The sequence below is a fragment of the Bacillus sp. FSL K6-1284 genome, assembly GCF_038002625.1.
Classification (GTDB): Bacteria; Bacillota; Bacilli; order Bacillales; family Bacillaceae; genus Bacillus; species Bacillus paralicheniformis.
The window spans coordinates 983338-999700 of sequence record NZ_JBBOCW010000001.1 but is presented as its reverse complement, the minus strand read 5'-3'; the positions used below and the strand labels follow the sequence as shown (position 1 = coordinate 999700).

The 16363-nt window shown below is 45.4% G+C and carries 17 protein-coding genes and 1 riboswitch; of the genes, 4 read left to right on the top strand and 13 right to left on the bottom strand.

The window, feature by feature from the left end:
- Nucleotides 1-91 precede the first annotated feature (91 nt).
- The 5 genes from MHB72_RS05015 to MHB72_RS04995 form a co-directional block, all read right to left on the bottom strand.
- Nucleotides 92-376: a hypothetical protein gene (locus MHB72_RS05015; protein WP_011197680.1), complete on the bottom strand. Its 285-nt coding sequence runs from the start codon at nucleotides 374-376 to the stop codon at nucleotides 92-94.
- Nucleotides 373-1281 (bottom strand): PqqD family protein, encoded by a 909-nt coding sequence (locus MHB72_RS05010; protein WP_020450665.1) that lies wholly within the window; start codon nucleotides 1279-1281, stop codon nucleotides 373-375. Before MHB72_RS05010 ends, MHB72_RS05015 begins: the two co-directional genes overlap by 4 nt.
- Entirely contained in the window at nucleotides 1271-2740 is a 1470-nt protein-coding gene (locus MHB72_RS05005; RefSeq protein WP_031305077.1) for a hypothetical protein, read from the bottom strand. Before MHB72_RS05005 ends, MHB72_RS05010 begins: the two co-directional genes overlap by 11 nt.
- Nucleotides 2706-3452: an ABC transporter ATP-binding protein gene (locus MHB72_RS05000; RefSeq protein ID WP_020450663.1), complete on the bottom strand. Its 747-nt coding sequence runs from the start codon at nucleotides 3450-3452 to the stop codon at nucleotides 2706-2708. The genes MHB72_RS05005 and MHB72_RS05000 overlap by 35 nt, the downstream gene beginning before the upstream one ends.
- 106 nt (nucleotides 3453-3558) lie before the next feature.
- Nucleotides 3559-3771, bottom strand: coding sequence for a hypothetical protein (locus MHB72_RS04995; protein WP_020450662.1), 213 nt, complete (start codon nucleotides 3769-3771; stop codon nucleotides 3559-3561).
- Nucleotides 3772-4320: 549 nt separating this feature from the next.
- Here MHB72_RS04995 and MHB72_RS04990 point away from each other — a divergent pair.
- Nucleotides 4321-4527 (top strand): helix-turn-helix transcriptional regulator, encoded by a 207-nt coding sequence (locus MHB72_RS04990; protein ID WP_020450660.1) that lies wholly within the window; start codon nucleotides 4321-4323, stop codon nucleotides 4525-4527.
- A complete protein-coding gene (locus MHB72_RS04985; protein ID WP_025811868.1) occupies nucleotides 4524-4982 on the top strand; it encodes a hypothetical protein in 459 nt (152 codons plus the stop codon). Before MHB72_RS04990 ends, MHB72_RS04985 begins: the two co-directional genes overlap by 4 nt.
- A 30-nt stretch (nucleotides 4983-5012) precedes the next feature.
- Here the strand turns inward: MHB72_RS04985 and ssuD are convergent, their stop codons facing one another.
- From ssuD to MHB72_RS04950, 7 genes are all read right to left on the bottom strand, one after another.
- Complete coding sequence (gene ssuD / locus MHB72_RS04980; RefSeq protein WP_020450658.1) at nucleotides 5013-6143, bottom strand: FMNH2-dependent alkanesulfonate monooxygenase; 1131 nt, start codon at nucleotides 6141-6143, stop codon at nucleotides 5013-5015.
- Between the two features lie 13 nt (nucleotides 6144-6156).
- The gene (locus MHB72_RS04975; protein ID WP_020450657.1) at nucleotides 6157-6993 is read right to left on the bottom strand and encodes an ABC transporter permease; all 837 of its coding nucleotides are present in this window, start codon (nucleotides 6991-6993) and stop codon (nucleotides 6157-6159) included.
- On the bottom strand, nucleotides 6990-7958 hold the full coding sequence (locus MHB72_RS04970; RefSeq protein WP_216921109.1) for an aliphatic sulfonate ABC transporter substrate-binding protein: 969 nt from the start codon (nucleotides 7956-7958) through the stop codon (nucleotides 6990-6992). The genes MHB72_RS04975 and MHB72_RS04970 overlap by 4 nt, the downstream gene beginning before the upstream one ends.
- 41 nt (nucleotides 7959-7999) lie before the next feature.
- Entirely contained in the window at nucleotides 8000-8767 is a 768-nt protein-coding gene (locus MHB72_RS04965) for an ABC transporter ATP-binding protein (protein WP_025811874.1), read from the bottom strand.
- 201 nt (nucleotides 8768-8968) lie between these two features.
- Nucleotides 8969-10744 carry a phosphomethylpyrimidine synthase ThiC gene (gene thiC / locus MHB72_RS04960; RefSeq protein ID WP_216920883.1) on the bottom strand — a complete coding sequence of 592 codons (1776 nt, stop codon included), beginning with the start codon at nucleotides 10742-10744 and terminating at the stop codon, nucleotides 8969-8971.
- 148 nt (nucleotides 10745-10892) lie between these two features.
- Nucleotides 10893-11001: riboswitch (TPP riboswitch) on the bottom strand.
- Nucleotides 11002-11092: 91 nt separating this feature from the next.
- On the bottom strand, nucleotides 11093-11860 hold the full coding sequence (gene aroD / locus MHB72_RS04955) for a type I 3-dehydroquinate dehydratase (RefSeq protein ID WP_216920881.1): 768 nt from the start codon (nucleotides 11858-11860) through the stop codon (nucleotides 11093-11095).
- A 127-nt stretch (nucleotides 11861-11987) separates the two neighbouring features.
- Entirely contained in the window at nucleotides 11988-12557 is a 570-nt protein-coding gene (locus MHB72_RS04950; RefSeq protein ID WP_216920879.1) for a TetR/AcrR family transcriptional regulator, read from the bottom strand.
- 109 nt (nucleotides 12558-12666) lie between these two features.
- Between MHB72_RS04950 and MHB72_RS04945 the strand changes: the two genes are divergently transcribed.
- Together MHB72_RS04945 and MHB72_RS22830 are read left to right on the top strand one after the other, a co-directional pair.
- Nucleotides 12667-12855, top strand: a complete 189-nt coding sequence (locus MHB72_RS04945; RefSeq protein ID WP_340901781.1) for an HXXEE domain-containing protein — start codon at nucleotides 12667-12669, stop codon at nucleotides 12853-12855.
- Nucleotides 12834-13181, top strand: a complete 348-nt coding sequence (locus MHB72_RS22830; RefSeq protein ID WP_445684627.1) for an HXXEE domain-containing protein — start codon at nucleotides 12834-12836, stop codon at nucleotides 13179-13181. The genes MHB72_RS04945 and MHB72_RS22830 overlap by 22 nt, the downstream gene beginning before the upstream one ends.
- A 224-nt stretch (nucleotides 13182-13405) precedes the next feature.
- Here the strand turns inward: MHB72_RS22830 and MHB72_RS04940 are convergent, their stop codons facing one another.
- The gene (locus MHB72_RS04940; RefSeq protein ID WP_216920874.1) at nucleotides 13406-16213 is read right to left on the bottom strand and encodes a M14 family metallopeptidase; all 2808 of its coding nucleotides are present in this window, start codon (nucleotides 16211-16213) and stop codon (nucleotides 13406-13408) included.
- Nucleotides 16214-16363: the final 150 nt, after the last annotated feature.

Here is a 16363-nt window from a genome sequence, read left to right as displayed (position 1 = left end):
TCTCAATAAAGCGTAATGATTACGATTTAAATTTATCACAACCCGTCTTCCGATGCAAATAAAAAAAGCCTGCCTCAAGTAGCAAGCTCTTTTAAGATTCACCCTTTTTTTTCTGATAAATTGATGAAATCGCGGCCGTTATAATAAAAATGCCGATAAACAGCCCGATCATAATGAAGAAAAAGTTGGGCTTCACCTGGAATGAAAAAGCCGATTCGCTCTCCATGACAAACGACAAACTGTTAAACAGGATATCGTTGCTCGTTTGATTTGAAAAAAGATGATAAAACAAAAGCGCAGCCGCAAGCATCGGAAATGCGAGAAAGCTTGAGAAACTGGCAAAGATTAGTCCCTGCTTTAAAGAGTTTGTATTCATGATGATTTACCTCCAATTCCTCTGATCATCAGCTGTTTCATAATCGACTTTCCGTCACCCATAAACGGAAGCAGATACATCATATGCAGAGCATAAGTGGAAAAGAACAGAAGCATGCCGACCGAGACCGCGTTTTCCTGAAGAAAAAAGATCGTAAACAGCACGCCGGCTATTCCGAGCGCCCCTGGTATAAGCGGCCCCAACGCCGTAATCCAAATCGACTTTTTATCATACGGCGATATGACAGGCCTGATAAATTTGACGGACATCATATCAGCCGCTAAAAACCCTTGAGGCCCGTTTTTTCCGACAAATTTCCGGTGCGCGATGCCGTGCACCACTTCATGAAGTGCTGTGCCGGTGATCAACCCGAAATAGATGACGGAAAAATAAGCGGCAATGCTGATGATTGAACCGTCCGGAACGAAAATGTAAGCCGAAAGCGACAGCATCAAAAAGACGAGCCAGAAAACAATAATTTTCTTAGAAATCACATGAAGAAATTTCATGTACAAAAACAGAAATGAATCAGAATCGCTTGAAAACCTTTCCTTGTAGCGAATATGGTACTGGCCGAAAAACTGATAGAGAAAACCGAGGAAAGACGGGCGTTCACCGTACTTCCAATTGATTAAATAGTTGCGGTTGAGCCCTGTCAGCAATTGGTGCAAATCCTTTAGCAACACCTCTTCACTGACGCGAAAGACGCCGGCCAGATCCCCGGCTATCTCCAGTTCGTCTTTTTTTCCGTCGACTTCTTTCAGCATTTGATAGGCTGTCGGGTTGATGGGAAAATCCGCATCGAGATCACGATCTGAAATATGCTTCCGATCCAGCTTCACATGCTCTGGAAAATAGGGAATTTTTTTGATTCCGACCAGTGCTTTCAACATCCTAATGATCATAATGGTACCTCCATTTAAACCCTCCGTATAACAGCAGGATCAGCAGTAATTCGAGACACGGTATGAGAAACAGCAGCGCTTCGCCCGTGACTTTATCGACCGCATAATTCACGATGAAAAACAGCGGAATCATAAAGATGAGGAGCATTCCGAAAGAGAAGATCCCCATATAAGGGTTGTTGCGGTCAAGCGGAAAAATAATGCCCGCTAAATAGAACATCGCAATTGCGTTTAATAGCACGGCAATCGTCTTTACAAAGACCGCAAAGCTCTCAGGAAAAGTCCACGTCAACACGGAAAACAAGCAGAGTTGAATGAGGCCAAGCACACACAGCCCGAGATACTTTGACCACAAAACCGTTGTTATTTTCAAGTGCATCGCCTTGTACACCTGCATCATCCGCAGATCATTCCCATATGAATTGAAGGCGATGATGCCCGTCACGCCTCCAAGCACCAAATAGCTCTCCCCGGTAAATCCGAACTGAAATTTGTATTTTAAAAAGCATAGAGCCAAAAGTAAAAAAATGAAGTTTAAAATATTTTCTTCATTTCTGGCCTGTGATTTTATTTCTTTCACCGCCAAAGACAGCGGTTTTGACGACGGGATTTTAATAAATGAAAACAGTTTGGATGATTTTTTTTCAGTGAGGATCGGCACAACATTCAGCGACATAAACGAAGCAGTTACTGCGGCTGCCAAGATCAGCACCACCAGTATAATTCCGGCGCCTGCCGACTGACCGTTCAGCACGAGAAACAGCGGCGCTGCAAAATATGTCAGATTATAATCAAAGGTTGAATAAGCGTTCTGAATCTTCCCCAGATCAAAAGAGGTGAATCCGTAAATAACAGCTAATACGACAAGAACAAACATTGAGAAAAATTTTTGCAGCGGAAAACCGAATTTCAAGATCACCATATACACCAGGTTATAAACAAGGTTGAGAAGCGAAAAGAAAAAAATGATCTGCACAAAAAGCAGGGCAAAAAACGTAAAAGCAAACCAAAAGCCTACACCGCTGGCGACAAAATTCGGAATCAGCAGAATAGACATGATAAACAGGACAAGGAATGAAACCGCGCCGGCAAACGGAATAAAATATCCGAGACTCCTCTCGAAAGCCGTCAGCGGGAACCAGCTCAGCTGCATGGAGAAGCTGTTCTGTTCAGGCGTCCTTACTTTAAATAAAATGAAGAAAACAAACGTAAAAATCGAGACGTTCATGAACATTGAAATCACGAACAACCCGAGTGAGCGAATTTCTCCATTCAGAAAAGCGCTTAAAAACATCCCCGTAAAGCTGTAGCCAATGATGCTCCCCATCGCAACCGCCAAAATTAAAAAAAGGGCGGCGATCATTTTTTTGGTGCCGGTATTTAAGAGCTTGCCCATTTCCTTCTGCCACATTTTCAGCATCATTTTAGAAATTTCGAATGATTTGATCAAAATGCGCACCCCTATCACTCAGCATCGAAGCTTTCAAGAACACTTCTTCAAGCGAATTACAGCTGTATTTAACCTTTAATTCTTTGACTTTTCCTTCATCCATCTTGACGCCTTTTGAAATAATCGCAATCTTATCGCACAATTCTTCCGCAGAAAGCATGTCATGAGTCGCAAGCAGTATCGATCCTTGTGTGGCCGCATAGCGCTTCATCAGCTTTTTCGTATTGATGACCGCTTCAATATCAAGCCCGCGAAACGGCTCATCCATGATGACAAATTCGCTCTCCAGCATAAAAGCAGCGATCAGCTGCGTCTTTTTTTTCATTCCGTGTGAGTACGTTTCAATCGGCTCCTGCAAAGCCTCTTTCATATCGAAAAGCTCAATTAATTGTCTCCGCTTTTCATTTGATGTACAATTATACATAGAAGAAACAAAATCCAAATATTCGGCAGCTGAAAGGGCATCCGGCAAAAGCAGTTCATCGGGAACATACGCCAGCTTTTGCTTGAATTCCGCCGTCGTGTTCTGCAGGTCATCCAAAAGAATGGTTCCTTCACTAGGCGTAATGATTCCTAAAATGGAATTAATAATCGACGTCTTTCCTGAACCGTTCGGACCCGCTATCGCGACAATCTGGTTTTTTTCAATCTTTATATGAAACCCGCTAACGGCAGTCACATTGTTTTTATATGTTTTAGATAGGTTATCTATAATAAACATAATGCCTCCAGGGTATGATTAATGTCAGGAAGACTTAACCGCCCCCCACAGACGGTTAAGCCTCATCAAATATGTCTCTTGTTGTGAACAGATACGTTAAGTATGGCTATTTCCTACATTCAATGTTGACTTTCAAACCGCTGACCCATTGGACGGATCCTGTGAAGCTGCCGTTTCCGTTAACTACACACCATACAGCGGCGCCAAGAACAACAGTTGCGCCAAGTGCCAAAAGCACTGCAACAAACACCAAGAACCAAGCCTGATCTTCGATCGACGGATTGACAGAATAGTCAACCTGAGGTGCTGCGTATGTCATTTTTCCCCCTCCTTTCTATCAAGTAACCAAAGAGTAACATATCCAAAATCATACTGAAATCTATGAAATTTCCTATTTCATAAACACTACGTTCCAACTATTTATTTAAGGATCTCGCGGTTTTTCAATCTAATGGCCCACGCTTTTCGGCTTGGAAGAGAAGATGAAAGCCCCGTTTCCACTTTATGATGTCTTTATAATCTTTTTGTCTTATTTCTCCTCCTTCTTTCTCTCTCATTTTTTCTTTTTATAAATCTCGTGTCTTTCAAGGATGTCAAGGAAAAAGAACCAGCTAATAAGACCCTCCTTCTCCTGAAATCCGAACCCCAAAATACCCCCAAAGTCCCTTTTTTCAAAAAGTGAGATAATTCTATTTTCTCTATTCCATTTCTGTTAATTTTATGTATAAATTTAAATGTTACAGTTAATAACCTGCCGATCCTAGATCAAAAGATGTTGATTACATTGTAAAATCAAGTTAACATTATGTCAAACCCATTTAACAATATGTCAAATATACTATATAAACGAAGAATTGCAGGTGGTAGGATGAACAACAGGGTTAGAGAATTGAGAGCAAGGTACGGGTATTCACAGGAAGCCCTTGCAAACGCGATCGGAGTTACAAGGCAGACAGTTGCGGCCATTGAAAAAGGCAATTACATCCCGTCGCTTCTTTTGGCTTTGAAAATTTGCGAGGAATTTCAATTAAAAATGGAAGACGTATTTTGGTTAGAGGGAGGCAAACACGAATGAATATGATCACACGGACTTTCTTTCACATCCTTCTGTTCGGACTCGCATGCTGGACGTTTATAACCTTTTTTCACACATCGGAACAAATCGCCAAAAGCTTGAAAACAAACGCTTCAGAGCTCCATTTTGTTTTTAACCTGATTCCCATCCTTCTCTTTGGGCTCGCGCTTTCGATTTACACATACTTGGAGAAAAAAAGCGGTTCACGCAAGCAGCGCTTTATGCTCGTTCCTGACGAATTTAAAGAACAGGATGAAAGAGAACAGATGATTACCGCAAAAGCATGCAGAACATCTTATATCGTGCTGTATGTGGCGATGCCAGTCGCAGCGCTTCTATTGATCTTTTACCCGTTTTTCCAAGCCAGGATCCCGTATTTCCCGATCATCGTCATCTTTGTGCTGATCATTATTCAGCATCTTTCGTATATGTTTTCATTTTATAAAAACAGATAAAAAACTCCAGAATGTCTGGAGTTTTTTTATTTAAATCGTTTTTTCCTTTTGCCTCGTCGGAAAATGGTCATTTCCGATGACTTCGCCAGACGCTTTTCTTTGAAGTTTCGGGCGAAACGGAAGGAGCGGAAAGACCTTTTCGGCAAAATGGTACGCTTCTTCAAGATGAGGATAACCTGAGAAGATAAAGGATTCGATGCCGAGATCAGCATATTCTTTTATCCGGCAGGCCACCGTTTCCGGATCACCGACGAGCGCTGTCCCCGCTCCGCCTCTGACCAGTCCGATGCCCGCCCAAAGATTCGGGCTGATCTCAAGATTGGTTCTGTTTCCCTGATGAAGCTGAACCATCCTCTTTTGCCCTGATGAATCCGTCCGTTTCATCGCGTTTTGGGCTGCGGCAATCGTTTCATCATCCAAGTGGCTGATCAGTCTATTTGCCGCCTGCCACGCCTCTTGTTCCGTTTCTCTGACGATTACGTGCAGTCTAATTCCAAAACGGACGTTCCTCCCTTCTTTTTCAGCCTGTCTTTTGACAGATTGGATTTTTTCTTTAACGAGATGGGGCGGCTCTCCCCATGTTAAATAGACATCCGCGTGTTTGGCGGCAGTCTCCTGCCCGGCCTTTGACGAGCCCCCAAAATAGATCGGCGGATGAGGGTGTTGGGCGGGCGGAAAGAGTAAGCGGCCGTTTTCGGTCTTCAAGTGTTTCCCCGAATAGCTGACAGTCTCGCCTTTTAAAAGCGACCGCCATATGTCGAGAAACTCATTTGTCGCTTCATACCGTTCATCATGGCTGATAAACAGGCCGTCGCCGGCTAATTCATACGGATCACCGCCGGCGACCACATTGATGAGGAGTCTGCCCTCTGCAAGCCGGTCGAATGTGGAAGCCATCCGCGCCGCAACCGACGGCTGCATCAAACCGGGTCTTACAGCGACTAAAAACTTCAGATTTTTCGTGACTGACGCCAGAGCGGCGGCGGTAATCCACGGATCTTCGCACGATCTTCCCGTCGGCAAAAGAACCCCTGTATACCCAAGCCGGTCAGCCGCTTGCGCTACCTGCTGAAAATAGGTGTGATCTGCGGCTCTGCCTCCCGTGTCTGTGCCGAGATAACGTCCGTCCCCATGAGTAGGAATAAACCATAAAATGTCCAAAAAGATCTCCCCTTTACTTTTGATTACCTTGATAGCTGTTTCTCCAGCCAAGGCACTTTTTCTCCAGAATTCTGACGAATGAATCCGTCAGCTTGCCGACGGCTGCGAAAATCAAAATTCCGACAAACACCTTATCGGTTTGTGAAAACTGTCTGGCATCCATAATCATATAGCCGACTCCCGCGCTTGATCCCATCAGTTCGGCAACAACAAGGCCCAGCCACGAAACACCGAGCGACAGGCGGATGCCTAAGAGGATGTTCGGAAGCGATGCGGGAAGAATCAGCTTAGTCACCTGCTTCAGCCAATGGAACTCCAATACTCTCGCCACATCGAACAGTTTCGAATCGACGCCCCTGATTCCTGAAAATGTGTTGATATATACCGGGAAGAAGGCGCCGAGCGCGATCAAGAGCACCTTTGACAGTTCGTCGAAACCGAACCATAAGATAAACAGCGGCGTGACGGCGAGATGCGGAACGGTTCTCAGCATTTGCAGAGAGGGATCGAGATAATCCTCGGCGATTTTTGAAAAGCCGATTACAAGCCCCAGCAGGAGCCCGAGTCCGGCTCCCAGGAAAAAGCCGAGCGCGGCGCGCTGAATGCTGATGCCTAAATGAGTGAAAAGCTCTCCTGATACGATGAGATCCCGAAATGTAAGCAATATATCTAAAGGAGCCGGAAGCACGGTTTTTGATATGAGCTCAAATGACCCGACAAGCTGCCATAATAAAATCAATATCACGGGTAATACAATTCCCTTCCCCCATGCCAGCCGAAAAGCGGCCGGTCTCAGTTTTGCGCCTGCTTTCGGCTGGATCGAGGGGGTGCTTGATGAAACAGCCCTCATTTGTCATCTCCTCCTTTCAGCGCTTTTTTAATAAATGAATTGTCAACCACTTCTTTTACATCAATCTCTTTGTTAATCGCTTTTAATTCGAATTGAAAATCGGCAGTCTCCTGCTGCGTTTCAATAATGCGGTCTGTGATCGGCTCATTTAACGGTTCGGTGTTATTCAGCACGTTTTCAACGACCTTTTTGTCGAGATTTTTAATTTTCGCATACGCTTCAACTGCTTCTTTCTTATGGTTTTTATGCCATTTCACGGCCTTGTCATACACCTTCAGAAAACGGATCACCTCATCAGGATACTTCTCGGCAAATTCGCTTCGTACAAGCGTAAAACCAGGGGAATACTTGTCGATTTGTTCCCCGTCAACCAATATTGCCGCGTCACTTTTGATCGTTTTAAGGGACAAAAACGGCTCCCAAATCGACCATGCATCAATCGCGCCGCTGTCAAATGCCGGCATGGCTTCGTCAGGCTGAAGCTGAATGATGTTGACGTCTGTTGGCTCCAGACCTGCTTTATCGATCACTTTATACAGAAAATCGAACCCGCTGCTGCCTTTTGCCACCGCCACCTTCTTTCCTTTCAAATCTTTTATGTCATCGATGCCGCTCCCTTTTTTCACAAGAATGCCGTTCGCCTTTAAACCGTCTTGCGAAAGACCGATTTCTTTAAAATCAATGCCAGCCGCCTGCCCTGCGATCACCGGTGAATTTCCAACCTGGGAAAAATCAAGTTTACCTGCGGCAAGACCTTCAAACTGCGGCGGACCGCTTTGAAACTCTGTCCATTTCACTTGAATCCCTTCTTTTGCGAACTCTTTTTCAAACCAGCCTTTTTCTTTTGCAAGGAGCAACGGGCTTAAGCTTTGCTGCACTCCGATGTTGATCTCTTTTAAATCTCCGCCCCCTCCGCTTGATTGGGCTGCTGAACAGCCCGCAAGAAGCATCAGGCAGCCCAGCATATACAACGGCCATTTTTTCACGTTTTTCCGCTCCTTTCTGCTCAAATCCCTGAACCTTCCTGAAAGCTGAATGTTTCCGTTGTCTCGAATTCTTTCAGCACTTTTTGTCTGATTGATTGAAAAACGGGCGATGTTCTGCTGCGCGGAAATGGCAGATCGACCGGAATCAGCTTGTGGATTCTCCCCGGCTTTGCGGTAAGAATCGCGACCCGGTTGGCTAAATAAACCGATTCGTCAATATCGTGCGTCACGAGGATCATCGTCATCTTCTTTTCTCGCCAAATGTCTGTCAGAACATCCTGGAGATGCTTTCTCGTAAAGGCGTCCAAGGCGCCGAAGGGTTCATCAAGCAGCAAAATCTCAGGCTCCCTGAGCAAAGCCCTGGCAATCGCGACCCGCTGCGACATACCTCCGGACAGCTCGCGTGGATACTGTTTCTCCGCGCCTTTCAGCCGCACCGTTTCAATCAATTCATCGACTTTTTTTCGCACCGCCGGTTCTTTCAGGCTTAAATCTGCGGCGATATTTTGCTCGACCGTCAGCCATGGAAAAAGCCGATGCTCCTGAAAGATGAAACCTTGCTGAATCCCCGGGCCCTTGATTTCTCTTCCGTTCATGCTGATTCGCCCTTCATAATTCCCGTCAAGACCGGCAGCGATTTTTAAGAGCGTGCTTTTCCCGCATCCGCTTGGACCGATGACAGTCAGAAATTCGCCGTTTTCGACCGTCAGTTTCACGTCTTGAAGCACGCTTGTTTTAAGGCTGCCGTTTCCAAATGCTTTTTCTTTTACACGAATTGATAAAGACATCTTGTTCCCCTTTCTTTTCTAAACTGAAAATAAAAAACTCTTATCCCAATTGAGATAAGAGCCTTCGGTTGACCGATCAGCGCTGATGGAATTTTCCGAAATATTAAACAACATACTAATTCATATTATTCCGACCTGTCAACCCCATATTATAAAAAAACAGATGAAAGGTTCCCCTTTCATCTGCAGTATTGCCCGTTTTTAACTGTAAATGCTGCCGCCTGCTTTTTTAAATTCCTTCGCCTTCTCTTCCAATCCTTTTTGAATAGCCTTTTGTTCATCAAGGTCGTTTTCCTTGGCATAGTCGCGAATATCCTGGGAAATTCTCATACTGCAAAATTTAGGCCCGCACATTGAACAAAAGTGTGCCGTTTTGGCGCCTTCCGCCGGAAGGGTTTCATCATGGTATTCAAGCGCTCTTTCCGGATCGAGCGACAAATTGAACTGGTCCCGCCAGCGGAATTCAAAGCGCGCCTTGGAAAGCGCGTCATCGCGGATTTGCGCGCCGGGGTGCCCTTTGGCAAGGTCAGCCGCATGGGCCGCGATTTTGTATGTTATGACGCCTTCGCGGACATCGTCTTTGTTCGGCAGTCCCAAATGCTCCTTCGGCGTCACATAGCAAAGCATGGCCGTGCCGTACCAGCCGATCATCGCCGCTCCGATTGCCGATGTAATATGATCGTAGCCCGGTGCAATATCGGTCGTCAGCGGGCCGAGCGTGTAAAACGGCGCCTCTTTGCAAATTTCCATCTGCTTGTCGACATTCTCTTTAATTTTATGCATCGGCACGTGTCCCGGTCCTTCGATCATCACTTGAACATCATGCTTCCAGGCGATTTCCGTCAGCTCGCCGAGCGTCTCCAATTCGGCAAATTGGGCCTCATCATTCGCATCCGCAATCGAGCCGGGCCGAAGGCCGTCCCCGAGCGAAAATGCGATATCGTATGTTTTCATAATCTCGCAAATCTCTTCAAAATGAGTGTACAGAAAGCTTTCCTCATGATGAGCCAAACACCATTGCGCCATAATTGCCCCGCCGCGGGATACGACTCCAGTGACGCGCTTTGCCGTCAGCGGCACATACCGAAGAAGGACGCCGGCATGAATCGTAAAATAATCAACGCCTTGCTCAGCCTGCTCGATTAATGTATCGCGGTAAATCTCCCAAGTGAGATCTTCCGCGACGCCGTTTACTTTTTCAAGCGCCTGATAAATTGGCACAGTCCCTACAGGAACTGGACAATTGCGGATGATCCACTCCCTCGTTGTATGAATATCTTTACCTGTGGACAAGTCCATCATCGTATCGGCGCCCCAGCGGATGGCCCATGTCATTTTTTCTACTTCTTCTTCAATCGAAGAGGTGACAGCGGAATTGCCGATGTTGGCATTGATTTTCACGTGGAAGTTGCGGCCGATAATCATCGGTTCGCTTTCCGGATGGTTGATATTTGACGGAATAATCGCTCGTCCGCTTGCCACTTCATCACGAACAAATTCGGGAGATACATGCTCTCGGATCGCGATAAATTCCATCTCGGGCGTAATGATCCCCTTTCTTGCGTAATGCAGCTGGGTGACATTTTGACTTTTTTTCGCGCGCAGCGGTTTTCGTTTCAACCCTGGATAGCTGTTGCTCGCTTTCTCTTTGCTTTTATAGCCGTTATCCTCCGGTCTGATTTCTCTGCCTTCATATTCTTCGGTATCGCCGCGCTCCCTGATCCAGGTCGCCCGCAAAGGTTTCAGCCCCTTAAGAATATCAACCACTGCATTCGCGTCCGTATAGGGACCGCTCGTGTCGTAGACGCGGACAGGCTGATTTTCTTCGGCGCCAAATGAACCCGTCGTCGGACTTAGCGAAATTTCTCTCATCGGCACTTGAATGTCAGGTCGCGCCCCTTCGACATACACTTTGCGGCTCCCTGAAAAACTTGACATAATCGAGATGTTTTTTTGCTGTACTGACTCCTGTTTCATGTAAAAATCCTTCCCCTCTAAAAAATTGATCAGGACGAAACTCCGGAACAGCACCAGCACAAAAAAACCAGGATCATATGATGAACCTGGTTTTACAGTCAGTAAAATCACTGGAAGACAGACGGACCATACCCTTTCCCCATCTTCTCCCGAATCCTTTTTACTTCCCCACGCTGGTACGAACCAGATCAGGTCCAAAGGGTTAAGAAACACATGTTTCTCTCTCAGCCCGCAGTCGGGCACCCCTAGTAAAGCTATTCAATTCATTTTTTATCGTAACACACCGATTTGGCAAGTGAAAAGGATGGAAAAATATATGAATCTTTTTCACTATAGCAGCACACCCAATTATTGTAAATTGCGATGAAGCACATCAAGTAAATGTTTCAAATCCGTCGCCTCAATTTGGCCAGGTGCGGATGCTTTTTTCGCTGCGCCGAACGTCACGGCCGAGCCAAATACCTCTCCGGCGAGCCGGCTGATCAAGCCTTTTCCGGCCATCGACATCGTGATAATCGGCCGCTTCGCATACCGCTCATGCATCATATGAGTCGCCTCAAGCAACACCAGCACATCTGCCGGTGTTTCAGGCATCACCGCGATCTTAGGGAAATCGGCGCCAAGATCCTGGGCTTTTCGGAGACGGGAAACGATCTCTTCCGCTCTCGGCGTCTTCCCGAAATCGTGGTTGGATATAATGACAAAGACATGCTGCATATGAGCCGCTTGAACCAGTTTTTCCACATGATGCTCTTCATTGAACAGCTCGACATCAATCACATCTGCCAGCCCTGTTTTGACTACGGCATGATTCAAGGAAAAGTAAAATTCCTTACTGACTTCTTTTTCGCCGCCTTCCTCCGCGCTGCGAAATGTAAATATCAACGGGATATCCTTTAAGATCTCCCGGATGTCAGCCAATACCTTTTTCACTTTGTCAACGTCTTCGACATCCTCAAAAAAATCCGCCCGCCATTCGGCAAGATCCGGATTAATCGATAGAAGAAAAGCAGCTTCTTCTTTCAATTGTTCATGCGTTTTTCCGATGAGCGGCACGCAAATTTTCGGGGCTCCTTCTCCGATGGCCACCCCTCTGATCTTCACCGTATTCAACAACGGCCTCACTCCTGTTCTCTATATTACAAGGGTCTTTGCATTAACGGTACCGAAGATTGGCCGTAAGCACAAGCAGAAATTAAGAAAGAAGGCTAAACACTTAAAGCACTTATATACCAACATGAGATCACCTTTCGATAGCTTGCTTGTTTAAAAATGAATCTACTATTCCTTGCAGAATATGACTCATTTCTTCAGGAGTTTCCTTCCGGCCTCTCTCAAACCATTTTGAAAGGATGTTCCAAAAGCCCCCTGCGCTGAATGAAAGCCCGTACTCCAAGTCGATTTTGCTTTTAAAATGAAAGGTTTCTTCTTTAAATTTTTTATGAAGATCCGGTAGAAGTTCATTATATTTCTCAACAATCAAATAAAACAAATGGTTCTGATAAAGGGCTTGTAAAAAATCGGCATGTCGGCTCCAAAAGTTGAAGTATGCATGTCCAAGACCGGATAAGTCAATATGTTTTTCCTGAACAATGTAATTGGAATACTCACTGCAAAGCTGCTCAAAATAGCGGTCTAATATATCTTTTTTTGAATGGAAATGCCGATAAAATGTTCTTCTGTCAAGCTGCGCTTTTTCCGCTATCTCTGTAATGGTGATGTCTGAAAAGCTTTTTTCCTTCATAAGCTCCAACAATGATAGCGTCAGCCAGCTTTTAGATTGCTGAGCTGTTTTTGAGGGCACTTGCTTCATATTCTCTCTCCTGTCGCACTTTTTATGGCAATGTAGCACTTTTCGTTGGCTCATTGACTTTGTTCTCTATGAAATGTCACAATTGTGGCACATAAGAGGGGGAATGTAAATGGAAAACATGCAATTTATGGCTTGGATGCTGCCGATATTATTTATACTGCATGATTTTGAAGAGATGGTGATGGTCGAGGCATGGGGCAAAAGATATCGAAGCAAACTGAAACAACTGAAAAAGCTCCATTTGGACATGCCAAAACCGCTTCTTTTGTTTGCGCTGTGCTCGAAGAATTTATACTAGCTGTTGGTGTAACTGTTCTCAGTATTTATTTTAATCAATATATTATCTGGTTTGGTTTCTTTTTTGCTTTTACTGTTCATTTCCTTGTTCATATCGTCCTATGGTTCACATTTAAACATTATGTACCCGGCATATTAACGTCGATCTTTATGCTGCCATTTTGTTGCTATCTGCTGACCGCTGCCGCAGAGATAGAAAAATTCAGTTTTCCTGCAATGATCTTATCAGCCCTATCCGGAACACTTATCGTCTTTTTTAACCTTAAGTTTCTGCATAAAAAAATGGGGAGGATTCAAGAAAGGCTGGAAGCATATGGCCGCATATGAAAAGCAGGCACTTACGGAAGCTTCCGGCCCTTTGACTAGAAGCAAAGCAAACGATGAAGACCCGTCAGACACGAAAAAACTGCCCTTCAAAAGAAAGGCAGCATGATCTAAAATCATGGCACTGCTAACGATGGTTCAATGTTCGTTCCAAAGCTTGTCTATCCAGCTGTTTAGACGAGACACCTCCACTGCGGGAGCCGCTTGCACTTCAGCTGTCCAGCCTCTCATCGTTTTGATGATGGAGCATTTTCGGTTTTTCCGGGACCGGCATTGAAAATCGAATTCGCCAGCAACCGATATTGATGCTGCGGATGATCGTCATTGGTTAGATCGTTAGCGAAAACAGTTAAGTTCTTGTTGTTATCTTTATACGTGAAAGCCATAATCTTTCCTTTGGCAGCATCATGTCCAGGCCACCAGCCTGCCTTGAAGAAGTGATCTTCATCAGCAATCACCGCAAGCACTTTTGCCGTTTTAGGAACAGCGGTAATATAAGAACCAGTGACTGTGTAGAAATATTCCTGTTTATTGTAAGGAGCTGTAATAGCATGATCTTGCATGACATTTGCCAAGAAGACGCCTTCGTATCTCTCCCATTCAGGTCCTTTAAAAGAAAATCCGGTGATCCACTTCTGAACAATCGTCATCCCCATGTTTCCAAATGCAATGTAAGGCTTTCCTTTATTAACATATTTAGAAGAGTCGAACGTATTGACAAGCACATCTGCGCCCGCCTGTTCTGGGGTGACGTTAAAGCCCAGATTTTTCAGTACATATGCCGCTTCACCCAGTGCTCCTACAGTAGAAGCCCTGAGGACTTTGCCGCTTGGTTTCTTATGGCCGGATGCGCTCACGTCGAGATAGTACTTGGAAGCCAATGGGGCCAGGTCCTTGTAGGCAACCGCGAAGTCGCCCGCTTGATAGCCTGATCCGCTCTTGGTGAGCATTGTAACGGTCTTGCCGGCTGCCAGTAACTCGTTGACTGCCTTTATCGCATCATTGCTTGTGTTCTGGATCAGCACATAAGCTGAGCGTTTTGGCATTTTAGTCCCCGGAAACGACACGGAGGTGATGGCAGAAGTCTTGCCTTTGAACACCCCGGCATCGCGAATGACATAACGGTCAAAACCTCGCATATCATGGAAATTTTGAATCATCTCACCGGCTATCATTTCATAATCAGATACATCTATTCCATCATACAAGACCAAGTTCGCGAGGCCGCGGTTTGCCTGGTGCATGTTTACAATAAATGATCCTGCCGGATATGTTTTTCCGTCAACGGTTACCGCTTTTGTTGATCGTTCAATCTTTACGCCGTTGCGAAGGAAGTACTCAACCATCTTATAGGTTTCCAACACATTCTTTTGAATATTTTTATCGACCGGCAGTACGTAATATTCCGGGAAGAAGTTTTGATTGCCCTGCCGCGGACGGCCGATCTCTTCGTTTTTGGCGTTGACCAAGTAATGATCGACAGCGCGATCATCGATATTGTCCACGCCGCGCTCGAATATTTTTAATTGGTTCAGAAACAGTTCTTCTTTTTTTTCCGCTACATATTTTGTGGCTGCCGCAGAACTGTAATACAGAGCTTTGGTAGACTCTTCATTCGACTCGGGCGTTTCCAGCGTATGACCCATCGCACCGTGATACATGGCGAATGCAGCGGTATATGCTGCAGATGCATCATCCCATCCCGAAGCCGTGCCTTTTGACACATAATTTGGATCTTTCGCAGTTTTCCGATGTTCTTCATAAGGAATATGATAGTAGTCATACTTCGTATTAGCAATCCCGGCCTCACCCATAGCCTTTGCCTGTTCCACCATGTGGTCAATCAAAAGGTCATACTCAACATTCGGGTTATGAGGCGGAGTAGAAGGCTCAATCAGGAAATTGGCATCGAACCCGTGCATATCCAGAAAAGACAGCGGCGACCACTTCGCGATTTGTTCCGTTACGCTGCGCGTTTCAGGCTGGGTTTGATAAGAATTATCCCGGTTCAAATCGAAATCCTCAGCATTGGAACGTGTTGTATGAACCCGGCCATCCGGGTTGTCCGTATAAACGAACAGGAAAAAAACATGTTCCAATGCATCGTCTATATTCAACGTTGTCTTGCTTTTCTTGCCATTCGGCAGGACTGTATCGTACGTCATGCTCTTATCCAATGCCATTGACTTAAAGTAATTCATGATCGCATCGACGCCAGGCGCTTCATTCGGATGAATATTGTTCAACCAGATCGGCACCTGATAGTCGCCAAATGCGCCGGATTTAATGTCGGCCTGCAATTTCTTCGGGTCATTGAGCATGGCAGGGTGAGTCACCTTCTGATACTTATCGACAGCGGCTTTATCTTTGGCAAGCACTGTCAAATAGATATCACGGCCTTCGACCGATTTTCCAATAGAAGTCGTTTTGATATATCTGTTGTTTTTTTGCGCAGCTTTTGCTGTAACGGCATCGATCTCCGGTTTCAGCTCATCGTAAGTGCGGAAGCTGTCATATGGCGTCAATTTTACGGGAGCATGGGCAACCACTCGTCCGTTCACTGTTGCCGCCAAATCATATGTGCCCATCAGCGATGCGTATAGCGGACGTTGCAATCGCGGCTCTGACAGGTTGTCTGTATCGTATGGAAGATCGAAATTGATGTTAGCATGAACCTTGCCGTTGGTCACTTTTACATGGCTAACAGTAATGAAAGGTGCACCGCTGTAATCACGGACCTTATATTTTTTCCATTGAGACAGCGGTTTGCCGTCATACGTCCAGCTTAAGCTCTTCACATCAACACCTTGCGGAAGCTTAAACGCAGCATGAAGCGTTCGTTTCTCTGTCATCGAAGCAACATTGTTGTCCAGTTTTAGCTTCTGAGATTTTTTAGTCTTTACTTTTGTCTGCTGACCGGACGCCGTCCCCTTGCCAGTCTGCGCCATAGCAACACCGGGGGTTATCGCTCCAAGCAGCATCATAAGCGACAAAACCAAGATCAGATAACACTTTGTGAACGATTTCTTAAACATAGAAAAATGCCATCCCCATTTCGTGATATTTTCAAATTGCAAACTTGATAAGAGAAAACCATTACAAGAGTGAGGAGTTCTGGCTGCATTTCATTTGCCTGCCTCACACTCTGATTCAGCATGCCCTCCTCCTCCGATATCTTCCGGAGC